Source organism: Amycolatopsis sp. NBC_00345 (assembly GCF_036116635.1).
GTDB lineage: Bacteria > Actinomycetota > Actinomycetes > Mycobacteriales > Pseudonocardiaceae > Amycolatopsis.
On sequence record NZ_CP107995.1, the window covers coordinates 6,636,276 to 6,660,877 of the forward strand.

Genomic DNA, 24,602 nt, shown 5'->3' on the forward strand with positions numbered 1-24,602 from the left:
AAGGGAAAAGCTCCGATGGCACGTGACCACGACCAGTGGCGAGACCTCACTCAAGAGGTGGGTTACGCACTCGTCGACGCGGCCCCGGAGGGATGGCGGCGAATCGAGTTGTTCAGCCGCGTCACCGCCGAAGTGCAGGACTTCACGCTCACCGTGCTGATGGCCGACGGCAGCCAGGCCGTCGTCGAGATCCCGGAAGCGGCGACGCGGGCGGTGCTCGGCATCCGCGAGGCCTATTACGTCGAGGGCGAAGGCACCTGGTTCTCGATGCGGTACCTGCTCGACGCGCCGGGCAAGATCCGCTCGCTGTACAACCTGGACTGGGACCCGGACTGGAACCCGGGCATCGACGTCTCCGCCTGGCCGCGCGACCTTGAGCGGTACCCCCGCGACGCGTTCCACATTCCGCCTTGGCTGCGGGAAAAGCTCGCCGAGGCGGGAGCGGAGGTCCCGCCGGCGCCGCCCGAGGTGGTGGAGCTGCCGCTCGGCCCCGAGGCGCAGAACCAGATCTGGATGGACCTCGCGAACCGCGTCGTGATGACCGTGCCGGCCGACTGGCAGCAGGTGCTCCTGACCTACCGCGCCGTCGGGGACCACGTCGAGCTGCCCGTGATGGTGCGGCGGGCCACCGACGGCGGCCTCTACCTGTGGGAGCCGCCCGCCGAGGTCGCCGAGCTGCTGGCGAAGCTGCGCGCCGGGATGTACCGGGAGGGCCGCGGCACCTGGCTGCAAGCCGGCGCGACGATCGACACCGGCTCCCACGCGGAGTTCGCCTACGTGTGGGACTCCGAGCCGTCCTGGGACGCGGCTCCGCCGGCCGCGGCGTTCGCGCGCGAGCTGGAGCTGTTCCCCCGGACGGGCGGGAACCTGCCGGAGTGGTTCGCCGAGCGCGTCGGCGCGGTGGGCGCGGCGACGCTGAGCGGCTCGGCCGACCCGAAAACGGCCGAGACCGAGGCGCTGCGCGCGGCCGAGGACGCGGCCGCGGAGCTGGGACTCGACCCCGCCCGTTACCGGATCGGCGAGGTCGCCGACGGGGCCTGGTGCCTGGTGTCCGAAGAGGACAGCTGGGCGGTCTTCCTCGCAGTGGGCGAGGAACGCTTCGAGGGCGCGGAATTCGCCACCGTGCAGCAGGCGGTGCGGTACTTCGTCGGGCACCTGTACCTGAACCGGTCCGCGTTCCGGGACGAGCTGGCGCCGGACGCCAAGCGGCCCACCGACGCGTGGCCGATCCAGCCGCTCGGCGGCGACGCGGGGCTGCAGATCTACGGCGGCAAGCGGATCGTCACCCTGCCGCCGGGCACCGAGATGGACCGTTACGGCGACCCGGATGGCAACACGCTGTACGCCGCGGGTACCGAGTGGACATACCGTTCGCAGCCGTCGAACGTCCGCGATCGCGAGTACCACGTGTACCGGCTGCGCCGCCCGGTCCGCGGGATCGTCGGCTCGCCGATCGCCTGGTACGACGAGGCGGGCGGCGGCACCGCGTACGTGCTGGAGCGCTCGGTGGCCGACCTGCTCGCCGACGGCTCGCTCGAGCCGGTCGAACGGCCGACCACCAGCCCGCCCGCGCAGGGCTAGGGGGACGGGATGACCACACCACCGGCACCGCTGGGGCCGGAGCAGCAGCAGGCGATCGTCGCCGGGATCGGGCGCGGGCTGGCGGGGCTGGTCCCGCCGGGCTGGCGCCTGCTCCGGGTCGACTATCGCGCCGCGGGCCGCCACGTCGAGTGCGACGTGCACGTCACGACGCCGGACGGCGCGGTGCGGCCGGTGCCGACACCGCCGGAGGTCGTCGCCCGGCTGGGCGAGCTGCGGTCGGGCATGTACCGGCCCGGCACCGGCACCTGGCTCGCCGCGTCGCTGGCCTTCGACCCCGCGCGCGGCGCCCAGGCCGACTTCGTGCTCGACCGCGAGCCGTCCTGGCGGCGCCCGCCCCCGCCGATCGGTTTCCAGGACGAGCTGCGGTTCTTCCCCCGGGCCGACCAGCACGTGCCGGCCTGGCTGCGGGCGCGGGCCGGGCTGCCACCGCTGGGCGCGACGCCTGCGGTTACCGGGGCGGCTCCCCCTGCCGATGGCGGGGCGACGCCGCCGGCTGCTGGAGCGCCCGGAGATGCCGTGCCACCGCCGGCCAGTTCACCGCAGCCGGCGTCAGGAGCCGTGAGCCCGCCCCCGGCAGTGGCGAGCCCACCGGCCGAAACCGCCGCCGGCATCCGGACACCGCGGGTTTACGACGGGCTCGACGAGGCCGGACGGCCCGTGGTCTCGCGCGAGCGCCTTTCGGCCGAGGAGCGCGAACGCGTGCTCGCATACCTGGAGACGGCGCCCGCGGTGCTGGCGTCGCGCAGTTACGGCGCCGACGCGTTCGACCCGTCGCGCGCCGACGTCGTGCCGCTGACCTTCCGGACCGACGGCAGCTGGGCCTGGCCCGGCGCCGTCGCGTATTACCTGCGCGAGCACGAAATCGCGCCGGATCCCGAGCTGCTGACCCACATTCGCGGGCACCGCTTCGCCGTCCCGGAAGTCGGCGAGCCGGCGCGGGAACTGGCGCTGGCCTCGGTCACCGGGCAACCATCCACTTAGGACGAAGTCAGACGATGGTGAACCCCGCGTCCGCGAGGGCGGCTTCCACGTCCTTGCAGTGCTCGGGGCCGCGGGTTTCCAGCGCCAGCGCGACGTCGACCTCACCCAGGGCGAGGCTGCCCGAGATGCGGGAGTGCTCGACGTCGAGCACGTTCGCGCCCATGTCCTTCACACAGCTGAGCACGGAGACGAGCGAGCCCGGCCGGTCCGGCACGCGCAGGTGCAGCTTGAGGTAACGGCCGCCGGCCGTCATGCCGTGCTGGATGATCTGCTGGAGCAGTACGGGGTCGACGTTGCCGCCGGACAGGATCGCGACCACCGGCGGCTCGAAGGCGCCCGGGTGCTGCAGCAGCGCGGCCACCGTCGCGGCGCCGGCCGGCTCGACCACCAGCTTCCGCCGCTCCAGGCACAGCAGCACAGCGCGTGACAGCGACTCCTCGGTGACCGTGACGATGTCGTCCACCAGCGAGGAGACATGCGCGTAGCTGACCGGCCCCGGCTGGCCGACGGCGATCCCGTCGGCCATCGTGTGCAGCTCGCTCAGCCGCACGGGCGCCCCGGCGGCCAGCGACGGCGGGAACGCGGCGGCGTCCTCGGCCTGCACGCCGACCACGCGTACGTCCGGGCGCAGCGCCTTCACCGCGGACGCGACGCCGCCCACCAGGCCGCCACCGCCCGTCGCGACGAGGATCGTCTTCGCGCCGGGCACCTGCTCCAGGATCTCCAGGCCGACGGTGCCCTGCCCGGCGATCACGTCGGCGTGGTCGAACGGATGAATGAACACCGCGCCGGTGCGCTCGGAGAAGGCGATCGCCTCGGCGAGCGTCTCCTCCAGCACGGCGCCGAACAGGTGCACGTCGGCGCCATAACTGCGGGTCGCGGCCAGCTTCGGCAGCGGCGCGCGCAGCGGCATGAAGACCGTCGAGGAGATCCCCAGCAGCGAAGACGCCAGCGCGACGCCCTGGGCGTGGTTGCCGGCGCTGGCCGCGACGACGCCGCGGGCGCGCTCCTCCGCACTCAGGCCGTGAATGCGCGTGTACGCGCCGCGGATCTTGAACGAGCCGGTGCGCTGCAAGTTCTCGCACTTGAGGTACACCGGGCCGCCGTGGAGCCGCCGCAGGTCGCGCGCGTGTTCCATCGGGGTGAGGCGCGTGATGCCCTCCAGGAGCTTGCGGGCCTCCTGGACGCGCTCGAGGCTGACCAGTTCCATGGTCGCGATGATGCCACCCACCTATGGCCGGGGTGCACCAGACGGGGGACCGGTACGCTGATAACAGCAACCACACGTGATCAGGGAGTGCGACTATGGCCGCCGAGAGCGACGCGCCGAACGTCCGGCGTCTGGGCGCGACCCGTTCGGCCAGTCTGCTGCCCCTCGTGATCGGCGTCGTCTCCGCGGTCGCCCTCACCGGCGCGGCCTTCTTCACCGTGGACGCGGCCGGCTGCGGCGGCCCGGCGCAGTACATCCGCCACGACAACCACGTCGAGCTGGTCGGCGGCTGCGTGGACGGCTCCGAGCTGTCCCCGGCCTCACCCGACCAGGAGGCGGCCGCGCACCACTCCTCGGTGCGCAACGCCCACCCGCTGCCCAGCAGCTACCGTCCCTGAGCCCCCTCGTGAGTGTCTAGGACGGTTCTAACCGGCATAGCCACTCACGAGTCCCAGTCAGCAGAAACCCCGCGCCTCCACCGGAGACGCGGGGTTCTTCGTTGGCGGCAGGGCTCAGCCCAGTGCGGCGTTGAGGTCCGCGACCAGGTCGCGGCCGTCCTCGATGCCGACGGAGAGGCGGAGCAGGTCGGCCGGGACCTGGAGGGTGGAGCCGGCCGTGCTGGCGTGGGTCATCCGGCCCGGATGCTCGATCAGCGACTCGATGCCGCCGAGGGACTCGGCCAGGATGAACAGCTTGGTGCGCGACGCGACCTCCAGGGCCGCCTCCTCGCCGTCCGCGTGGCGGAACGACACCATGCCGCCGAAGCGGCGCATCTGCTTGGCCGCCGCCTCGTGGCCCGGGTGCTCGTGCAGGCCCGGGTAGTAGACCTTGGAGACCTTCGGATGCTTCGCGAGCGTCTGCGTGATCAGCTCGGCGTTGTCGCTGTGACGCTCCATCCGCAGGGCGAGCGTCTTGATCCCGCGCAGGGTCAGCCAGGCGTCGAACGGGCCGGGCACCGCGCCGGCCGCGTTGCGCAGGTAGAACAGCTGCTCACGCAGGTCGTCCTCGTTGGTGACGACCGCGCCGCCGACGACGTCGGAGTGGCCGCCCAGGTACTTGGTGGTGGAGTGCACGACGATGTCCGCGCCCAGGGCCAGCGGAGTCTGCAGGTACGGCGTCGCGAACGTGTTGTCGACGACCAGCCGCGCGCCCGCGTCGTGCGCCACGCCGGCCAGCGCCGCGATGTCGGCGACGCCCAGCAGCGGGTTCGTGGGCGACTCGCACCAGATCAGCTTGGTCTCGGGGCGGATCGCGGCGCGCACCTCGTCGACCTTCGACAGGTCGGCCACGGTGTGCTCGATGCCCCACAGGCTCAGCACCTTGTCGATCAGCCGGAACGTGCCGCCGTACGCGTCGTTGCCCAGCACCAGGTGGTCACCCGGGCGCAGCACGGTGCGCAGCACCGCGTCGGACGCCGCCATGCCGGAGGCGAACGCGAGCGTGTGGCGCGCGCCCTCCAGGGCCGCGAGCGCCTGCTCCAGCGCGGTGCGCGTGGGGTTCGCCGTGCGGGAGTACTCGTAGTCGCCCTCACGCGTGCCGCCGACGCCGTCCTGCGCGTAAGTCGAAGTCTGGTAAATCGGCACGATGACCGCGCCGGTGCGCGGATCGGGCTCCTGCCCCGCGTGGATCGCACGTGTTTCGAAGCCCAGAACGGAGTAGTCGTCGACCATGCCACCAGGGTACGGCCCACCCCTGACAATCCCGCCAGGTGGGACTGAACTCACCAGCGGCCGGGAGGTCCGCCCTGGTACGGAGGGGCGGAGGGGTCGCTCTGGTGCGGAAAAGCGGGAGGCGCGCCTTGATACGGAGGGGCGGGCGGTCCGCCTTGGTACGGAGCCGCCGCGGGTCCGCCTTGGTACGGAAGTGCGGGAGGCCCGCCCTGATACGACGGCGGCCCAGCGAAGCCCGGCGACGCCGCGCCCGCGGCCCGCTTCGGCCGCACCAGCAGCCCGCCGACGACGCCGGTGACCAGTGCGGCCGCCAGCTCCGGCCAGACGTCCCAGCCGTGGCCCAGCGCCTCGATCGCCGCGTTCACGAACGCCAGCGTCGCCGCCCCGATCGCCAGCCAGCCGCCGAAGCGCTGCCCGCCGAGCAGCGCCACCCCCGCCCCGGCCACGAACAGCCAGCAGGCGAACTCGACGACCAGCGCGACCATCCCGTTGCCGTCGCGCCAATCGCTCATCGAGAAGAGCGTGATCAGGATCCCGGTGACGCCGAGCGCCACCAGCACCACGGTGGTGAGCAAGCGGTTCAGCGCAGGGTTGGCAGCAATCACCATCCGCAGCCGGGACTGGCGCGGCGCGCGTTGCCCCGCAGCCACGGCCCGGTCGTGTTTGCCGTGGACGGCCCGGACGATCAGCCCCACCACGGCCAGCAACAGCACCAGCGGCGCCAGCGTGAGGCAGCCGACCGTGCCGTACGCGCCGTCGAGGCGGAACTCGAAGGACCGTTCGACGAACCTCCCGAACGGCACCCGGAGCAGTACCGGTTCCAGAAGCCCCAGCGCCACCGCGAGCACTCCGCCGACGATCAGCAGGACCAGCCCGCCCGCCGGCCGGAGGAACGTCGTCACGGCCCCGGCGAGGAATACCAGGCCGGCCAAGGCGAACAGCACGAGCACGGTCACCGCGCCGCCGGGCAGCGCGGCGCCGGACCGGAGCTTCGCGAGCAGCACGATCGGCACCGACACCGCGACCCCGCCCATGCCGAAGCCGAGCAACGCCGTCATGGTCCCGGTCGCGCCCGCGCCACGACGGCGCGGCTGATAGCCGTACGTCAAAGAATCCCCCTCGCAGCGATCACCAGCCCTGCGGGCCGCCTCCCTGCTGCGGAGAGTACCCACCCGGGTACTGCTGGATCCCCTGGTTCGGGCTGCCGAGGCCGACCCACAGCGCGGTCGGCTTCACGATCACCAGGATCAAAGTGGCCACCGGCGGCACGATCGAGAGGATCGAGCCGAACGAGCCGTAGGTCACGGCGACCGTGCCCGAGCTGAAGCCCCTGGTGCCGACCAAGGTGAGGATCAACGAGATCGCGGTGTACGCGATCGCCAGACCACAGCCGATCATCACGCACATCCGGCCGATGGGCTTGTGCATGATCAGCGTGATCGCGCCGAAGAGCAGCAGCCCGGCCAGCGCCAGGTTCACCACCAGCGACACGATGCCGAGGATGAGGAACTGGCCGGAGACGCTGACGATGATCGTGACGGAGGCGATCACGCTGATCAGCGAGACGATGCCGCCGAGGATCGCCAGCACGGCGGCGGTGATGGCGGTGCCGCCGCCCGGCTTGGGCGGCTGGATCGAGCCGGGGCCGCCCGGGTAGGCCGGGAACGGCTGGCCGTAGGGCTGCGGCTGCTGCGCGCCGAACGGCTGGCTCGGCTGGCCGTACGACTGCTGCTGCGGCTGCCCGTACGGTTGCTGCTGCTGCGCGGGGAAAGGCTGACTCGGCTGTCCCGGATACGGCTGCTGTTGCTGCGCAGGGAAAGGCTGGCTCGACTGGCCCGGGTACGGCTGCTGTTGCTGCGCCGGATACGGCTGTCCCGGATACGGCTGCTGCCCCGGGTTCTGGGGTCCAGGGTTCTGCGGTCCTGGGTTCTGGGGGTAGGTCACGGGGAGTCCTCGGGATCCGGCGGGCGGTGTCGGGGATCATCGTGCCAGGTCGGGGCCCGCTTCGGGGCGAAAATCACCACTGTCCCGGCGAGTGCGCCCCGTACGGCCGCGCCACCGGTGTCCGATAACGGAGGTAGGAGAAGGTCGGCGGCAGCGCCGAGAGGACCAGCACGAGCGGCGCGAGCACCACCAGCGCGGCCCGGCCCGTGCCGGCCGCGCCGTGCAGCCCGAACACCGTCCGGAAATAGGCCTCGAACCCGCCGCCACTCACCAGCGACGACTCGACGAGGAGCGCGCCGATCGCGAGCAGTGCGCCGAGGATCAGCAGAACCGCGCCCGCGGTCGCGCGGAAGATCGTCCCAAGCGCGCCGAGCAGGAGGACCAGTCCGGCGCCGAGGTACGCGCCGAGGTCCACGAGTGTCCACATAGGAAGGTCGCCGAGGCTGAAGCCGGACGGGATGCCGATGAACACCGTGACGGGGATGTAGCCGGCGACAGCGGCAGCGGCCAGCCCGAGCAACGCGGCGATGACGGCCGTGGCCCCGGACGGACGGCGGATCGGGCCGTCCGTCGCCGGGTCGCTGGGCTCCGGCGGCTGCGCTGGGTATCCGTACGGGCCACCCACTCCTGCTCCCCCATCAGCTCGCACCGGAACGACGGCGCCCACCATAGCCCGGAAAACGCGCGCATGTACCGGAAATGGAGAAGGAATGAAGAAGCCCTGCCCGTACCTGCCCGCCGCCGGAATGGTTCAAGATCGATATCCCGGAACGTTACCGAAAAACCGCATTTCTCAATTCCTCGCGAATAATGGCTGCGAACGGCGAAGGGCCCCTTCGGCGCGTTATCTGCGCTGAAGGGGCCCTTCGGCCACGGAATGTCAGCCACTCACCACTGCTGCTGCGGCGGCTGGCCGTACCCGCCCGGCTGACCGGGCGGCGGGCCGTAACCCGGCGGCGGCTGCTGTCCCGGGGGCGGACCGTAGCCCGGCGGCGGGCCGTAGCCCGGCGGGGGCTGCTGGCCGTAACCGCCCGGCTGCGGCGGCTGGCCCGGCTGCGGGAACCCGCCGCTGCCCGGCTGGCCGTACCCCGGCGGGGGCTGCTGCGGCTGACCGAAGCCGGGCTGGCCGAAGCCGCCGCTGTTCGGGTTCGGGCCGCCAGGCTGGCCGAACTGACCCGGCTGACCCGGCTGCTGGCCCGGCTGGCCGAAACCCTGCTGACCCGGGTCGCCGAACGCACCGGGCTGGCCGAACTGGCCCGGCTGCGGCTGGCCGAAACCGCCCTGGCCCGGGCCGCCGAAGCCGCCCGGCTGCTGCGGGCCGGCGTCGCCGCCGAGGCCGACGAACTTGGCGGTCACCGGGATGAGGCCGAGCACGCCGACCACGAGGATCACGATGCCGAAGATGAGCGTCGGCAGGCCCGCGGTGCTGGTGGGACCGCTGCTACCGCTCCCGGCCGCCTGCATCTGCTTGAGGTAGGAGCTGCTCACCGTGGTCCCGTTGAGCAGCAGGACCGAGAACACCCCGAGGATCAGACCGCCGGCCGCGACCACGATGGGCACGATCTTCTTGAGGCCGCCGAGCTTGCCCGCGAGGGCGAGGCCGACGCCGCCGACAAGGCCGATGACCGAGGCGACCAGGATCAGGATGACGTAGAGCATCACGGTGCCCGGGCTGGCGAGCCCCGCGGCGTCCAGTGCCTTGTTGACGGTGTCCTGCGGCACGCCGTCGAGGGCCTTCGAGTAGTCGCTGGCGTCGCCGAGGTAGCTGAACGAGATGATCAGCGCCACCAGCGCGAGGACGGCCGTGACCCCGCCGGCGATGTAGCCGAACAGGCCGGCGCCGCCGGCACCGCCCGCCGGGGCACCGCCGAACGCGGGCGGCTGGCCGAAGCCCGGGGGCTGCTGGCCGAACGCACCCTGCGGCGGCTGGCCGAAGCCGCCCGGGGCGCCGAAGCCCTGGGGCTGCTGACCGGGCTGGCCGAACGCACCCTGCGGGTCACCGGGCTGACCCGGCTGACCCGGCTGACCGAACGGCTGGCCAGGCTGGCCGTACCCGCCCGGCTGGCCGTAACCGCCGACCGCGGCGGGGTTGTCGGCCGCGCTCGGCGGCGGGGCGTACGGAATGGCCGGCGGCTGCTGGCTGGGCGCGACCATCTGCGTCGCCTCGGCACCGCCGTCGGCCATGGGGTTGACCATCTGCGTCGCGTTCGCGTCACCCGGCTGGCCACCGCCCGGCTGCACGACCTGGGTCGGCTCCGGCGTCTCGCCGAAAGCACCCCCGCCGTAGGAGGGCTGCGGCTGGCCCGGCTGGACCACCTGCGTCGGCTCCGACGTGCCGAACGGACTGTCCTGCTGAGGTGTGGGACCACTCGGTGGGCCCTGCGGCGGCTGCTGGCCGCCGTCCCAGGGCTGGTTCGGTGGCTGCGGAGCACTCATGTGGGTCTTGAACCCCCTTGACGAGGACGCGAAAAAGTTCTATCGCGACCACGCTATCGGATCGCGGGGCAGGGCGCTCGTAACGCCCCGGCCCGCTCCGCCGATTTACTCCGCTCTACCGTCCGGCGAGGAAGCCCAGCAGGTCGTGCCTGGTGACGACGCCCGCGGGCTTGCCGTCGATCAGCACCAGCGCGCCGTCCGCGGCTTCGAGCGCCTTCATCGCCGAACTGACCTGCTCACCGGCGCCGATGGTGGGCAGCGGGGGCGACATGTGCGTGTCCAGCCGGTCGGCCAGCTGCGCCTTTCCGGTGAACAGGGCGTCGAGCAGGTCGCGCTCGTTCACCGCGCCCACCACCTCGGCCGCCATCACCGGCGGCTCGGCGCTGACCACCGGCATCTGGCTGACGCCGAACTCGGACAGGATCGCGATGGCCTCGGCGACCGTCTCGTTCGGGTGCGTGTGCACGAGGCTGGGCAGCGAGCCGCTCTTCTTCGTCAGCACGTCGCCGACCGTGGCGCCCGAGGAGTCGGGCGGGAGGAAGCCGTAGGACGACATCCAGTCGTCGTTGAAGACCTTGGTGAGGTAGCCGCGGCCGCCGTCGGGCAGCAGGACCACGATCACGTCGTCCTCGGTCAGCCGCTCGGCCAGCTTCAGCGCGGCGGCCACGGCCATGCCGCAGGACCCGCCGACGAGCAGGCCCTCCTCCACCGCGAGGCGGCGGGTGATGTCGAACGAGTGCGCGTCGGAGATCGGGATGATCTCGTCGGCGACGCCGCGGTCGTAGGTCTCCGGCCAGAAGTCCTCGCCGACGCCCTCGACGAGGTACGGCCGTCCGCTGCCGCCGGAGTAGACGGAGCCCTCGGGGTCGGCGCCGACGACCTGGACGCGGCCGTCGCTGGCCTCCTTGAGGAAACGGCCGGTGCCGGAGATGGTGCCGCCGGTGCCGACGCCGGCGACGAAGTGCGTCACCTTGCCGTCGGTCTGGCGCCAGATCTCGGGGCCGGTGGAGTGGTAGTGGCTGGCCGGGTTCTCCGGGTTGGCGTACTGGTTGGGCTTCCAGGCGCCGTCGATCTCGCGGACCAGGCGGTCGGAGACGTTGTAGTAGGAGTCCGGGTGCTCGGGCGCGACCGCGGTGGGGCAGACCACCACGCGGGCGCCGTACGCGCGGAGCACGTTGCGCTTGTCCTCGCTGACCTTGTCCGGGCAGACGAACACGCACTTGTAACCCTTGCGCTGCGCGACCATGGCGAGCCCGACGCCGGTGTTGCCCGAAGTCGGCTCGACGATCGTGCCGCCCGGCCGCAGCTCGCCGGAGCGCTCGGCGGCCTCGATCATGCGCAGCGCGATGCGGTCCTTGACGCTGCCGCCCGGGTTCACGTACTCGACCTTCGCGAGCACCAGCGGCTTCAACCCCTCGGTCAGCGTGTTCAGCTTGACCAGCGGGGTGTTGCCCACCAGATCCACGATGTGCTCGGCGTACTCCACGACTGCGCTCCTGCCCTTCCGCGCCGGATCTCGGCGGTCGCACCCAGCCTAAACGCTTGACCTGCGCGGCTGTCCACTCAGCCGGGTGCGCAGACCCCGGGCGGGAGCACAGCCCCCGCGGCCGCACGCAGGTGCAGGGTCAGGATCCGCTGGGCGGCCTTGCGGACCTGCAGTTCCTCCTCTCCTTCAGTGAACGGCATCCGCAGGTACGCGCACAGCAGGTTGACGATGGTCTGGCGCTGGAGCGGGTGCTCCTGAGCCAGCCGTTCCAGCGCGTAGAGCCCGGCCAGGCGCACCGGCGCCTTGTCGGCACCGAGCTGGTCCGCGGCTTTGCCGTACATGTCGGTGATACGGCGCTGGGTCGCGTCGTGGTCCTTCGGCTCGAGGTCGGGTTCGGCGGACCGCCGGCGGCGCGCGGCGAGCAACAGGGCGGCTCCCACCACAGGATCGTGCCCGTGCGCAGTGCCCGGCTCCGGTTCGTCACGGCGGAGATCCGGCCAGTGCCGGGAGTGGCCCACGTCGCCTTCGGCTTTGCCGACGGCGTGACAGGCGGCACTATGGTGAGCAACCGCTTAGTGCCGCCGACCCGAGGAAGTGTCCAAGCCATGCCCGAAGCCGTCATCGTCTCCACCGCCCGCTCCCCGATCGGCCGCGCCGGCAAGGGTTCGCTGGTCAGCATGCGACCCGACGACCTGGCCGTGCAGATGATCAGGGCGGCACTCGACAAGGTCCCGCAGCTCGACCCGGCCGACATCGACGACCTGCTGCTCGGCTGCGGCCTGCCCGGCGGCGAGTCCGGGTTCAACATGGGCCGCGCGGTCGCCGTCGAACTCGGGTACGACCACCTGCCCGGCTGCACGATCACCCGGTACTGCTCCTCCAGCCTCCAGACCACCCGCATGGCGATGCACGCGATCAAGGCCGGCGAGGGCGACGTCTTCATCTCCGCCGGCGTCGAGACCGTCTCGCGGTTCGGGAAGGGCAGCTCCGACTCCTGGCCGGACACGCACAACCCGCTGTTCGCCGAAGCCGAGGCCCGCACCAAGGCGACCTCCGAGTCGGGCACGGACAGCTGGACCGACCCGCGCGGCGAGGGCAACGTGCCCGACGTCTACATCACGATGGGCGAGACGGCGGAGAACCTCGCGCGGCTGAAGGGCGTCACGCGCGAGGACATGGACGAGTTCGGCGTGCGGTCGCAGAACCTCGCCGAGAAGGCCATCGCCGACGGCTTCTGGGCCAAGGACATCACGCCCGTCACGCTGCCGGACGGCACCGTGGTGTCGAAGGACGACGGCCCGCGCGCGGGTGTCACGATCGAGGGCGTCTCGGGCCTGAAGCCGGTGTTCCGCCCCGACGGCCGCGTGACCGCCGGCAACTGCTGCCCGCTGAACGACGGCGCGGCGGCCGTGGTCGTCATGTCCGACACCAAGGCGAAGCAGCTGGGCCTGACGCCGTTGGCGCGCGTCGTGTCGACGGGCGTCACGGGCCTTTCGCCGGAGATCATGGGCTACGGCCCGGTCGAGGCGTCGAAGCAGGCGCTCTCGCGCGCCGGTCTGTCCATTTCGGACATCGACCTGGTGGAGATCAACGAGGCGTTCGCCGCGCAGGTCATCCCGTCCTACCGCGACCTTGGCATCGACCTGGACCGGCTGAACGTCAACGGCGGCGCGATCGCGGTCGGCCACCCGTTCGGCATGACGGGCGCCCGGATCACCTCGACGCTGATCAACTCCCTGCAGCACCACGACAAGCAGTTCGGCCTCGAGACCATGTGCGTCGGCGGTGGCCAGGGCATGGCGATGGTGCTGGAGCGCCTTTCCTGACAGTCTTCACCGCAGCAAAAGGGGCCGCCCTCGGATTTCGCGAGGGCGGCCCCGTTTGCGTGGATCAGCGAGAATCACTCATCCGTGCAACCCGCTTAGCTATCGCTAGAACGCGCGACTTTCCACGGACAGGCTTGAAACCAAGTCCTATGCGATAGATTTCAGGCATCCAGTACTTGCCCTCGTCTTCGAATATAACTCCATTAGCTTTCAAAAGATCGACATCGGATTGCCCCAGCCCCACTTGCTTACCGTCAAAAGGAACAATTCTTTCGTCGACCGGTATGCTGCGAAGTTTCTGAAATACATCGCCGACTTGGAGATTCTCTTCTTCAATCTCCGATATTTTACTCGAACTACACTTGGGCAGGGCCGCCTTCATCGAATTCGGTGTTAGCAAACGATCCGGCCAACGGCCCGGCTCCCCGCTCGCCAGGCCAGCCGCCTCCGCCACAAAAGTCGCGACATCCCGAGCCTGAATCTGCCCAGCGAAGTCCGTCAACGCCGCTAGGAACCAGGCCTCAGATCGAGGCTCCCTCGACTTCTCTGACCCCAATTGGCGCCCCCACACGGACAGGAGCAACTTGGAGAGCTCGTCCCTCCCAAGCATACTGACGCGATCCGTCCGCAGGCCGAGAATTACACCCGCCCCTGCAACCAGCCATGCCACAAGCCGTAGCACCTCAGTACTGTCCCACTTGAGCTGATATGACTGATAGCGCGCCAGAAACTGGGCCGAATTCTGAGATATAGCCTTGCGCACAAGGTCTCGGCGCACAAATATGACAAGACCCAAAGGCCTGCCACGAAGCGACCTGAACCAGTCCGGGACACTGGTAAGCAAAACACGGAGCGCTTGTTGTTGACGCTCGTCCGTCACGAAGTTTCGGAAAAGGTCCTCGAGGCCATCGATAACAAATACTGCACGCTTGACCCGCGCAATCCGGGCAAGCTCCCCCTCGGCGCTGCCAGGATCAGAAGTCAATCCTGCCGCGCCAGCAAGACAGGAAAGCCAAATTCTACGCCAGTCAGAATCGCTGCGATCTTCAGCCGCAGCGTCAGTAATAATCTCTCGAATTTCCTGGAAGGCCGGCGGCGATCCGGTACCCAGTTCCTCCGCTGCCGCGTTCCGAACATCCACCAGCAATTCAGGGGAAGAAAAATTCTCTGATGACAGAACTGGAATTACCGGAGCGGAGAATTCGACATCGGAGACACCCGCGTCGCGGGCAAATATTGACCAGTCGCGACGACTGCAAATCGCATGATAAGTAAAAGTCTTACCAGATCCTTTCGCACCAATTATCACCTCAATAGGCAAGTCGGTACGATGCGCCGAAACAAGATTCTCAAGCGACTCTGTAGTCAAAAAATCAGGACTATCTTGCGCAGTCTCAGCATACATGAGCCGTTGTGTGTGCTCGTGAAGAACACCACGCACCTCCGAGAAATCTGGCTTCGCTTCCTCTACTTCCTCTGGTTCATCAGAACCACCCGTACGCCGAAGATCGTCAGCCAGTACTTCCAGTAGGTCGCCAAGACCCACAGAACGAACCACTTCAGCAACCTCATCCCAAGAAGATGGGAGGGCAAGAAGTCTGGGATCAAACCCGCTGAGTATCGGCTGAGTTCTAACTTCAAGCGACGTCACATCGGACGATTGACTGGAATCCTCCGGTTGCTCCAGCAACATCGCGTCCGCAATACACTGACTGAACCTGCTTATTGCTTCTTCAACATGGTTCGCATGACGCTTCTCATCAAACTGCGTGACAAGCACCGTACAGAAAGGATCATCAAGACTCCGTCCTGGCGCCCGCCTCGCGACCTCGGTAAGTACCTGGACGGTACCTCGCACCGACTGATCGCTGATCGTCGTGACAAAAACCCTACTCACTCGAGGATCCAGAAGCAACGGTGCATTGAGTTCACTGAATCCGGCACGGAGGTCAACCAAGACGACATCAACACCAATCGCCTTAGCCAGAGCGGCCAAAGATTCAGTCAGAAAATACTGGGATCTTCCAGGGATCAGAAGGTCAACAGGGTCAACTCGAGGAACAAGATTAGCCGCAGGAGAACGGCGAGCAGGCAGGACGAAAACGCCTCCTAGGGATTGATTCAGTAGAAATTTTCGAGCTATAGCAATCGCTTCACTAATATCATCATTCTCACTACCGTGCAGAAGAGACAGGAAATCTTCAAACGAGAAATCAAGCCGCGCACCCTGAGCGGCCGCCATCCACGTTACTCCTGGCGCCTCAAGGTCCGCATCGACCAGCAAGACTCGCCGACCAGATGAAACGAGATTGTGAGCCAACGCCACACAGTGCAACGTTCTCCCAGATCCACCCTTATAAGAGTGAAATGAGCAAATAGAAACACCGCTTACAAAGGCCGCGTTTTGAGGATAAGGAATCGGATCAGCGACAGCAGGAGTGATCCTGCGCTGAGACCACCGCAATTTATGCGAAAAGTATACTTCGCCGCTTTCTCGAATCAAGCGAACATCAAGCATTCTTTCACGGTCGGCTCGCTCAAGGAATATTAAACGCTGTTCGCGGTCGACGGTAATAGGACCAAAAATCTCAGCTAACCAGTCCCAGACGTCGTTCTCAGAAACTTGTTTGTCGACCAGAAGGTCGACCCCGTCCCAGAATGCCCCCGTTTCACGAAGCCAGGAGGGCCACTTTGCCCGACTCGCAAGTTCCGCAAAGTATTCGTCGATATCCATCCACGTGAAGAATCTGAGAGGCACTGACACTATTCGTTCATCCGTCATCAGCCACGCTCCTGATCACACCACGCACCGAGGGCTTGGAGAGCAGCCACGGCCAGTCCCTCTTGTTCGCGGTCGAGATTCGCTCCGTAGCGCCAAGCTTCATGCAGCTCATGGTGGTGAACCTGTCCAGTCTCTCGAGACCGGCATGGTGTCAAACGCCGCGCCAGACCACCGTCGATCTTGAGTTCCCTGGCCAACTTGCGGAGATCATGTGTACGCAACGAAGGGTCCAGATCTGCGGTGCTGCGTCCACTGGTCCTCCGCAGCAAGGCTGCTTTCAACCCGCACTCGATGGCATAGAAGAGCAGCAGGTTGGCCCCTGCGCCATCACCCAATTCCTTCGCCTTGCTCCGATGTAGCTGGAGACTTCGCTCCAAGCTTCGGACTCCGACTTCGACTCCCACCTGCCCAAGCCTAGCCACATGGACTGGACACTATCCATGTGCAATCCTCCGACACGCCGGTTAGACGACCATAAGGCCTGGCCAACGTGCGTAGACCAGGTCAGGTCAGTGCATCGGCACCGGCGGGGCGACCGGCTCGGCCGAGTCCGGCGCGGTCTCCGGGACCGAGCTCTTCTTCGGCAGGAAGAACGCCGGCACCAGGCACAGCGCCAGCAGGATCGACGCCCACAGGAACGTGGTCGCGAACGAGTCGGCGGTCAGCGCGGCCGCGGCGGAGTGCGTGGCCGGGTTCAGCGTGGCGGCGGTGGCCGCGAGCTGGCTCTGGCTCGTCGGGACGCCGAACTTCGACGCCAGCAGCGCCGCCAGGATGATCGACATGACCGCGGAGCCGATGGCGCCGGCGGTCTGCTGCACGATGTTCGTCGCCGTGGACGCCTTGGCCATGTCCTTCGGCTGCAACGTCTTCAGCGCGGCCGAGGTGATCGGCATCATCGTGCAGCCCATGCCGATGCCCATCACGAACAGCGAGGACAGCAGCAGCACGTACGACGTGGTCGCGCCGACCTGCGTGAAGACCACCATGCCGAGCACGATCAGCACCAGGCCGGGCAGCACGATGCGGCGCGCGGCGATCTTGTCGGCCAGCTTGCCGGTGATCGGCATCGCGAGCATCGCGCCGAGGCCCTGCGGCGCCAGCAGCAGCCCGGCGTGCAGCGCGGATTCGCCGCGCACCAGCGTGAAGTACGTCGGCAGCAGCAGCATCGCGCCGAAGAAGCCGACGCAGAACACCGACATCGTGATCATCGCGACGGAGAACGACCGGTTGCGGAACAGCTTCAGGTCGATCAGCGGGTGGTCCACCCGCAGCGCCCGCAGCACGAACGCGACCAGCAGCACCAGCCCGGCCAGCGCGGGCAGCCACACCTCGGCCGCGCCGACGGTGCCGGTGGACGGGATCCGCGAGACGCCGAAGATCAGCGCCGCCAGGCCCGGCGACACCATCAGCATGCCCACGAAGTCGAACCGGCCCGAGGGCTCCGGGTCGTCCTTCGGCAGCAGGCGCAGCGCGAGGATGAAGGCGATCACGCCGATCGGCACGTTGATGTAGAAGATCCAGCGCCAGCTGACCGCGTCGACGAGCCAGCCGCCGAGGATCGGCCCGCAGATCGGGCCCAGCAGCATCGGCACGCCCAGCACCGACATCACGCGGCCGATCCGCTGCGGGCCCGCCGCGCGCGTCAGGATCGTCATGCCCGCCGGCATCAGCATGCCGCCGCCGAGGCCCTGCAGGACGCGGAAGATGATCAGCGACTCGACGTTCCAGGCGAGCCCGGCCAGCATCGAGCCGACCAGGAACGTGCCGATCGCCAGCAGGTACAGCCGTTTCGTGCCGAACCGGTCGGACGCCCAGCCGGTGACCGGGATGACCGTGGCGAGCGCCAGCATGTAACCGGTGGCGACCCACTGGATCGTGTCGAACGAGGTGCTGAACTCGATGGTCAGCTTCTGCAGCGCCACGTTGACGACCGTGGTGTCCAGGATCGCCATGATCGCGCCGAGCACCACCACCGAGGCGACCTTCAGCACGCCCCGGTCGAGCTTGTCCTCGAGCCCGGTGGCAGCTGGACTCCCTTGAGCAGACATGCGGAACCCCATCTTCGATTCAGGAGAGGCGCAAGCCCGATGGCGGTGCCGACCGGTCCCCCTTGCGCGACCCGGCCGAGGGTAGTTGATCCGTGCAAGGAAGTGCCAACGATTTCGCCGAAAGGCGACAGGTAACTCAGCAGGGGATTTTTCACCGTCCTCCGTGGAACGGCGAAAAATCCCCTCGGAGTGGGAAGTTTCAGCAGATGCTGTCGGTGGGCACCGGGTTGCCGAGGCCGAACAACGGCCGCAGCTTGATCCCGATCCAGGTGCCGCCGAGCGCGAAGATCCCCCAGAGCCAGCCGTGCAGGCTGCCGACGGAAATGCCGCCGAGGTACGCGCCGATGTTGCAGCCGCCGGCCAGCCGCGCGCCGATGCCCATCAGGATCCCGCCGAGGATCGCGGCGACCGCGGTGCGCCACGGGATCGAGCTGTGGATCTTCCACGCGCCCGCCGCCGCGGCCGCCACCGCCGCGCCGATCATGATGCCGATGTCGGTGAGGCTGTTCTTGTCCTTCCAGATCGGACCGTTCAGCGAAGTCGCGTTCGCCTTGAGCTGCCAGAACTCCCAGTGCTCCGGGTGCAGCCCGAACACCTGCAGGATCTTCGCGCCCCACAGGCTGAACGCGCTGGTCACGCCCCAGATCCCACCCGAGACCAGGTAAACGGCGCCGGCCAGCACACCGAGCACCACGGCGCCGACGAGCACCGGCCAGGCCCCGCGGTAGACCCGCGCGAAACCGCGGGCGGTGGGCACGACGTCGACCGGCGGCGGCAGGCGCCGCTTCTGCACCGTGCGCGTCACCAGCACGATGGCGGCGAGCACCGCGATCGTGATCGCCCACGAGCCGAACCAGCCGACGTGGTCGGAGAGCAGGAAGCCCGAAACCTGGGGCCAGCCGTCGAACAGCGGGTAACCCCAGGTGTAGAGCACCGAGCCGGTGATGAACCCGCCGAGCGTGAGCACGATCGTCGACTGCCCGGAGCCGACCGCGAACAGCGTGCCGGACGCGCAGGCGCCGCCCAGCTGCATGCCGATCGCGAACAGCGTGGCGCCGACGAAGAGCGCCACCCCGATCGGCCCGACGTTCGCCACCGGCACCGGTTTGCTGCCGAACAGTCCGGCGCCGGTGCCGCAGATCAGCGCGATCAGCGTGGCGGCCGTGCCGAGCAACAGCGTGTGGGCGCGCAGGCCCTGGCCGTTGCCGACGGCGATCAGCTGCCGCCAGGCGGAGGTGAAGCCGAACCGCGAGTGGAACAGGGCCAGCCCGAGCAACAGCCCGAGCACGAGCAGGACGCCGAACTTGGCTCCGTAGCTCGCCCACACGAACCACGTCAGGCCGATCGCGAGCGCGCCGGCGACCACGAGCGGGACGACCCGGACCGGGTCTTCGGGCTGTGGCACGGGCGCGGCGCAGGAGGTGGGGAAATCGAGGAGCTTGTTGTCACCGGCTGGGGATTCAGTGGTCGCCACCAGAACTCCTGGTCTTCTCGGTGGAGCAGGGCGCCACAGGTTAGGGCGGGTGACCGGCCGGTCGCAGCCTGTCCCACAGAGTGCGACGAACGGACGCTGCGCCATTGTTGTCAATCCGACCACAGTCACGGCGAAATCGGCTGTGCCCGAGAAGGTCACCAGTGACTTGTGTTCGCCTACTTTTGGTCGGATTGACAAGGGGCGTCCGGATGGAGTCCGGACGCCCCTTTGTTACAAACCCGTCAGCCGTGACCCCGCGTCAGGACTTGATGCAGAGCGTCAGCTTCGGCTGGGAGTACGACCGGTACTCGGTCGCGTCGGTGCCCTGGCAGACGGCCTCGCCCTCCTGGCCGTCGACGACCTTCACCAGCTCGGCGTCCTTGCCCGGGTCCGAGCACGGCACCTTCTGATAGCCGGCGGTCTGCGACTGGTAGCCCTTCAGGCAGTCGCCCTGCTTGGCGTTGATCACCAGGCAGAGGCGGTAGTCCGAACGGCCGGTGACCTCGTACTCGTCGTACATGCCCTCGGGGCACTTGTCGGAGGCGTTGGCCAGGCGCGCGCCGATCTTGACGTTCGCGGCGGCGTCGTTGCAGTCGACCTTGTCCGGCGTGACGCCGTCGGTGAACTCGGCGACCTTGAGGCAGTCGCCGACACTCGAGCTCTCCGGCGAGCTCGAGTAGCTGACGATGCCGATCACCACGGCCGCCACGACGACGACCAGGACGATGCCGAGCCGCAGGAACCGGAACTTCGACTTCGGCGCCACCGGCGCGGGCGGGAACTGCCCCGGCTGGCCGTACGGCGCGCCGGGCGGCGGACCGTACGGGCCGGGCACCGGCTGGCCGTACTGACCGGGGACTTGCTGGCCGTACTGACCCGGCACGCCGGGTGCCGGCTGGGCGTACTGGCCGGGTGCTTGCTGGGCGTACTGCTGCTCAGCGCCGGGCTGGCCGTAAGGCTGCTGCTGCCCGTACTGCTCGGCCCCAGGCTGGACATTGGGCTGCTGGCCGTAGGGCGCCTGGCCGGGCGGCGGGTACTGACCGGGCTGGCCGGGCTGGAACTGGCTGGGTTGATCGGGCTGGCCGGGCGGCGGGAACCCACCGGACGGCCGGCCGTAGGGATCGGGCGGACCCACCGGCGATTGGCCCCCAGGGGCCGGAGGGGTGACGCTCAACGTCGACCTCACATGTGTGAAGGGAAATCGGACTTCGCCATCCAACACGCAGGGTGATCAACATCGCGCACCGGCACCCTCGATCAGGGGAAAGCGCACAGAAAAGGCGCCCCGTTGGTCACGGAGCGCCTTCTCGGGAGACCTGTACGAGCGTTACTCGCGCAGGTAAGACAGCAGTCGCAGGATCTCCAGGTACAGCCAGACCATCGTGGTCAGCAGGCCGAACGCGGCGTACCAGGCCCACTTGGACGGCATGCCCTCGCGGATCATGCGGTCGGCCTGGTCGAAGTCGAGCAGGAAGCTGAACGCGGCGATGCCGATGACCACCAGGCTGAAGATGATCGCGATCGGGCCGCCGTCGCGCAGCGGGTTGAAGCCGAAGAACATGGCACTCACCAGGTTCACCAGCATCAGGATCGCGGCGCCGGCGACGGCCCCGATGATCCACTTGGTGAGCTTGGGCGTGACCTTGACCGCGCCGGTCTTGTAGACCACCAGCATCGTGATGAACACACCCGCGGTGCCGATCAGCGCCTGCAGCGCGATACCGCGGTACAGCACCTCGAACAGCCCGCTCAGCGCACCGAGGAACACGCCTTCGGCAGCGGCGTAGGCCAGCGTGAGCGGCCCGCTCGGCTTGCGCCGGAAGATGATCACCAGCGAGATGACCAGCCCGACGATCATGCCGCCGACCAGCGCGCCGATCAGCGCGCCGCTGATCCCGGCGACCCGGCCGAGGGAGTCGATGACCAGCTGGGTCTGCGCCCAGAGCGCGGTGATCACGCCGAAGACCAGCGCGACCCCCAGCGAGAGGCCGGTCTTGATGACGACGTCGTCGACCGTCATCGGCCGATCGGCGGCGCCGGTGGACATCCGGCCCGGCCCGTAACCGGGCACGCCGCCCTGGCCCTGCGGGGCGCCGTAAGGCTGGTTGAAGCCGACATTCGGCCCGTACTGCCCGCCCGCGGCCGAGCCGCGCGGCAGGTTGCGGAACGCCGGGTTGCTACTGGAACGCACCTGATCCTCCTGGATCTGCTGGCACCTTGCATCGGGTTCAACGACCGGTCGGGCCGACTGGTTCCCGTCGAGTAAAGAGAACTTTACCCTCTTCCTCGATCGTGGCCGCTCAGCCGAGCCGGGCTACACCGTATGCGACTGAGATCACGACCGTTCACCGCAGGTCACCCGATGGACTCTAGACATCCGGGGTGGCCTGACGGGACTCTTCACTTCGCGTGTTCGAGATGTAACCGAAGGCGTGTCGGGGAGCTATTCGATCGTGTGACCTGCGACGACGTAAAAGGCGTCGTCGGGGAGCGCGAATAAGGAGTCAACACACCATGGGGTGGACCTCACGCCCGCGTGCGGGGATGCGCGCGGTCACCGGCCTGGTCGCCGTGGGCCTGCTTGGCGCACTCTCCGTCACCGCCGTGGGCACCACGCCCGCGCTCGCGGCGACGCAGGAGGGCGTCGGGCACGCTGTCACGCCCGGCCAGCCGATGTCACCGCACACACCGAGCCGCAACTGGCTCGGGTCCTACATCGTCGGCGGCAAGCAGGTCTTCTGCGTCAGCTTCCAGCTGAAGGCGCCGGACACCGACGAGCAGTACAAACCGGGCGACGAGCTGCTGACCAAGTGGGGCGACAAGATCCCCGCCGACCAGGCGGCCAACATCTCCTACCTGCTGCTGCGCTACGGCGACACCAAGGACGCCGACCAGGCCGCCGCGCTGGCGCACCTGCTGCACTCATGGACCTCCGCCCCGCGACCGGACCACGACGACCTGAACCCGAATCTCACCGCGGACAAGATCGGCTACGACGCACCGTTCCACCTGGCGAAGCTGCAGAGCCAGGCGCCGGGTGCGGCGGCGGACGTCGACAAGCTGACCACCGACGCGGAGACCAACCGCGGCCCGTGGACCACGTCCGTCACACCGCCGAAGACCGACCAGCACCTCGGCCAGGCGGCCACCTGGACGATCAGTGTCAAGAACGCCAAGGGCACCGGCATCGCGGACGTCCCGGTGAAGATCACCGCGGCCGACGGCACGCTGGCCACCGGCGACAGCGCCAAAGCATCGGACACCTCCGCCAGCACCGACGCCAAGGGCAGCTCGGCCAGTCAGGGCGCGCCGACCGAGACCACCTTGAACACCGGCGCGGACGGCACGATCTCGGTCAAGGTGACACCGACCGGCGACCAGCCGAAGCTGTCAACCTCGCTCACCGCGCCGGCCGACCGGCCGTACGTGCAGGCACCGACGGTGAACACCGGCGCCCAGAAGGTGGTGTCCACCGGCGGCGAGAAGACGCTGACCGCGACCGGCGCCGTCGCCGTCGCGAAGCCGGGCAAGGTGGCCGTCACCAAGACGGACGCGAACACCGGCAAGGGCATCGGCGGCACCGCGCTGCGGATCACCGGCGCGGACAAGAAGGCCGCGGCCACCGGGCAGGACGGCAAGGCGCTGAACGGGCCCGACGGGCAGCCGGTGGTGGTCACCACCAGCGGTGACACCGGTGCGGTGACCGTCGACAACCTGCTGGCGCCCCAGGACGTCTGTGTGGTCGAGGTGAGCCCGCCGCCGGGTTACGAGAACGCGTTCGACGCGAAGAACCCGCCCTCGGTGTGCGGCTCGCTGAAGCCGGGAGACACACTGGCGCTCACTTTGGTCAATAAGCCGAACGAGGTGCCCCACGCGATCCCGGCCGGTGACAAGCCGGTGGCGATGGCGAAGGGTGCCGTCGAGACGAACTACTCCCTGCCGGGCCTGATCGGCCTCGGGGTGCTCGCGCTCGTCGGCTCGGCACTGGTCGGCTTCGCCGCCCGGCGGGCTTCCGGCGGTAAACGAGAGCGGTAGGGGTATGGCAGCGAAGGGCCGGCTGATCGCCGGTTTCGTCCTCGGCGCGGCGAGTGTCCTGGTGGTGGAACTCGTCACCGTCGTGGTCAGCGCACCCCCGACGGCGGTGGTGGCCGGCAACGCACAGCCGGCCGCCGCCGCCCTCGCACCGCGCGCGGGCTCTCCGGCGCCGCCCGCGGTGCCGTCGCCGAGTTCGGCGCCGCCGTCTTCCGCAGCCGCACCGCCGCCGGCCGCGCCCGCGGAAAACCGGCAGCCCCCGTCACCCGGCCCGCAGAAGCCGGGCACGCTCCGGCTGCCCGGCGGCGGCACGGCGACGATGGTGCGCCAGGGCCTCGGCCCCGGCAACACCCTGCCGGTGCCGTCGAACATCGGCCAGGCCGCCTGGTGGGGCGCCGCGCTGGACGCGGTGAGCGGGTCGAGTGTGTTCGCCGGGCACGTGAACTGGCGCGGGGCGACCGGGCCGTTCGCCGAGCTGTGGAACGAGCGCATCGGCGGCGTGGTGACCATAATGGACAGTGCGGGAAAGACGGCGGAGTACCGGATCTCCCAGCTGGTCACGGTGCACAAGAACGACCTCGCCACCCGTGCCGACGACCTCTTCGGCCAGGCCGGCCCCCACCGCGTCGTCCTGGTCACCTGCGGCGGCCGCTGGGTCGGCGGCAGCGACGGCTACGAAGAGAACCGGGTCGTCATCGCCGATCCGGCTTGATCCTTGGGTTTGATCTCTTCGGCGGCCTCGGGTCGGGGTTGCTTCGCCGGGCGGCTTGATCTTGGCGCTGCCCGAGTTTGCCCCTCGGGCTGGTGCTTTCGGCAACCCCGGGCCGGGCTGCTTCGCCAGGCAGTTGGATCTTCGCGCCGCCCCAGTTTGATCCCCTCACCAGCCCCGCCGCTGCCCGTTCAGGCCCCCGCGGCGGCACCCCCGCGCACACCTACCCCCTCGCCCCGTGCCGCGAGGGGGACTTTCGCACCCTCCCCCGCTGTCGCGAACGGCCCGTTCGTACCGCTCACCGGGACCCGCCGACGCGAAAAAACAGGCCCCGACCTGCAGACCCTCCGTCAAGCCATAAGTTACCCGCGAGTAATATCGCTCGGGCACGCTGTGGTCAGC

General features: G+C 68.9%; 20 protein-coding genes. 6 read left to right on the top strand and 14 right to left on the bottom strand.

Going from position 1 to position 24,602, the window contains the following annotated elements:
• Window positions 1-15 precede the first annotated feature (15 nt).
• Together OG943_RS29660 and OG943_RS29665 are read left to right on the top strand one after the other, a co-directional pair.
• On the top strand, window positions 16-1,581 hold the full coding sequence (locus OG943_RS29660; RefSeq protein WP_328604215.1) for a TNT domain-containing protein: 1,566 nt from the start codon (window positions 16-18) through the stop codon (window positions 1,579-1,581).
• A 9-nt stretch (window positions 1,582-1,590) separates the two neighbouring features.
• Entirely contained in the window at window positions 1,591-2,583 is a 993-nt protein-coding gene (locus OG943_RS29665) for a ferredoxin (RefSeq protein WP_328604216.1), read from the top strand.
• A gap of 7 nt (window positions 2,584-2,590) precedes the next feature.
• Here the strand turns inward: OG943_RS29665 and ilvA are convergent, their stop codons facing one another.
• On the bottom strand, window positions 2,591-3,793 hold the full coding sequence (gene ilvA / locus OG943_RS29670) for a threonine ammonia-lyase (RefSeq protein ID WP_328604217.1): 1,203 nt from the start codon (window positions 3,791-3,793) through the stop codon (window positions 2,591-2,593).
• 95 nt (window positions 3,794-3,888) lie between these two features.
• Between ilvA and OG943_RS29675 the strand changes: the two genes are divergently transcribed.
• A complete protein-coding gene (locus OG943_RS29675; protein ID WP_328604218.1) occupies window positions 3,889-4,191 on the top strand; it encodes a hypothetical protein in 303 nt (100 codons plus the stop codon).
• 114 nt (window positions 4,192-4,305) lie between these two features.
• On the opposite strand, the gene OG943_RS29680 is transcribed toward OG943_RS29675, so the two are convergent.
• The 7 genes from OG943_RS29680 to OG943_RS29710 form a co-directional block, all read right to left on the bottom strand.
• Complete coding sequence (locus OG943_RS29680) at window positions 4,306-5,463, bottom strand: cystathionine gamma-synthase (protein ID WP_328604219.1); 1,158 nt, start codon at window positions 5,461-5,463, stop codon at window positions 4,306-4,308.
• A 50-nt stretch (window positions 5,464-5,513) separates the two neighbouring features.
• Window positions 5,514-6,572 carry a proline-rich domain-containing protein gene (locus tag OG943_RS29685; RefSeq protein WP_328604220.1) on the bottom strand — a complete coding sequence of 353 codons (1,059 nt, stop codon included), beginning with the start codon at window positions 6,570-6,572 and terminating at the stop codon, window positions 5,514-5,516.
• 19 nt (window positions 6,573-6,591) lie between these two features.
• Complete coding sequence (locus tag OG943_RS29690) at window positions 6,592-7,407, bottom strand: hypothetical protein (RefSeq protein WP_328604221.1); 816 nt, start codon at window positions 7,405-7,407, stop codon at window positions 6,592-6,594.
• A gap of 73 nt (window positions 7,408-7,480) precedes the next feature.
• Window positions 7,481-8,032 (bottom strand): hypothetical protein, encoded by a 552-nt coding sequence (locus OG943_RS29695; RefSeq protein WP_328604222.1) that lies wholly within the window; start codon window positions 8,030-8,032, stop codon window positions 7,481-7,483.
• Window positions 8,033-8,295: 263 nt separating this feature from the next.
• The gene (locus OG943_RS29700; protein ID WP_442874815.1) at window positions 8,296-9,723 is read right to left on the bottom strand and encodes a hypothetical protein; all 1,428 of its coding nucleotides are present in this window, start codon (window positions 9,721-9,723) and stop codon (window positions 8,296-8,298) included.
• A 235-nt stretch (window positions 9,724-9,958) separates the two neighbouring features.
• Window positions 9,959-11,329: a cystathionine beta-synthase gene (locus OG943_RS29705; protein ID WP_328604224.1), complete on the bottom strand. Its 1,371-nt coding sequence runs from the start codon at window positions 11,327-11,329 to the stop codon at window positions 9,959-9,961.
• Between the two features lie 77 nt (window positions 11,330-11,406).
• A complete protein-coding gene (locus OG943_RS29710; RefSeq protein WP_442874580.1) occupies window positions 11,407-11,769 on the bottom strand; it encodes a hypothetical protein in 363 nt (120 codons plus the stop codon).
• A gap of 165 nt (window positions 11,770-11,934) precedes the next feature.
• Here OG943_RS29710 and OG943_RS29715 point away from each other — a divergent pair, with 165 nt between their 5' ends.
• Complete coding sequence (locus OG943_RS29715; protein WP_328604225.1) at window positions 11,935-13,155, top strand: acetyl-CoA C-acetyltransferase; 1,221 nt, start codon at window positions 11,935-11,937, stop codon at window positions 13,153-13,155.
• 64 nt (window positions 13,156-13,219) lie between these two features.
• Here OG943_RS29715 and OG943_RS29720 read toward each other — a convergent pair whose 3' ends face one another.
• The 6 genes from OG943_RS29720 to OG943_RS29745 form a co-directional block, all read right to left on the bottom strand.
• Window positions 13,220-15,889 (bottom strand): MinD/ParA family ATP-binding protein, encoded by a 2,670-nt coding sequence (locus tag OG943_RS29720; protein ID WP_328604226.1) that lies wholly within the window; start codon window positions 15,887-15,889, stop codon window positions 13,220-13,222.
• A gap of 47 nt (window positions 15,890-15,936) precedes the next feature.
• The gene (locus OG943_RS29725; protein WP_328604227.1) at window positions 15,937-16,341 is read right to left on the bottom strand and encodes a hypothetical protein; all 405 of its coding nucleotides are present in this window, start codon (window positions 16,339-16,341) and stop codon (window positions 15,937-15,939) included.
• Window positions 16,342-16,446: 105 nt separating this feature from the next.
• Complete coding sequence (locus tag OG943_RS29730) at window positions 16,447-17,985, bottom strand: DHA2 family efflux MFS transporter permease subunit (protein ID WP_328604228.1); 1,539 nt, start codon at window positions 17,983-17,985, stop codon at window positions 16,447-16,449.
• 199 nt (window positions 17,986-18,184) lie between these two features.
• Entirely contained in the window at window positions 18,185-19,459 is a 1,275-nt protein-coding gene (locus OG943_RS29735; protein WP_328604229.1) for a YeeE/YedE family protein, read from the bottom strand.
• 259 nt (window positions 19,460-19,718) lie between these two features.
• Window positions 19,719-20,594 (bottom strand): LppU/SCO3897 family protein, encoded by an 876-nt coding sequence (locus tag OG943_RS29740; RefSeq protein ID WP_328604230.1) that lies wholly within the window; start codon window positions 20,592-20,594, stop codon window positions 19,719-19,721.
• 192 nt (window positions 20,595-20,786) lie between these two features.
• Complete coding sequence (locus OG943_RS29745; protein WP_328604231.1) at window positions 20,787-21,650, bottom strand: Bax inhibitor-1/YccA family protein; 864 nt, start codon at window positions 21,648-21,650, stop codon at window positions 20,787-20,789.
• A 323-nt stretch (window positions 21,651-21,973) separates the two neighbouring features.
• Between OG943_RS29745 and OG943_RS29750 the strand changes: the two genes are divergently transcribed.
• Together OG943_RS29750 and OG943_RS29755 are read left to right on the top strand one after the other, a co-directional pair.
• Complete coding sequence (locus tag OG943_RS29750; protein WP_328604232.1) at window positions 21,974-23,494, top strand: hypothetical protein; 1,521 nt, start codon at window positions 21,974-21,976, stop codon at window positions 23,492-23,494.
• Between the two features lie 4 nt (window positions 23,495-23,498).
• Entirely contained in the window at window positions 23,499-24,203 is a 705-nt protein-coding gene (locus OG943_RS29755) for a class F sortase (RefSeq protein WP_328604233.1), read from the top strand.
• Window positions 24,204-24,602 lie beyond the last annotated feature (399 nt).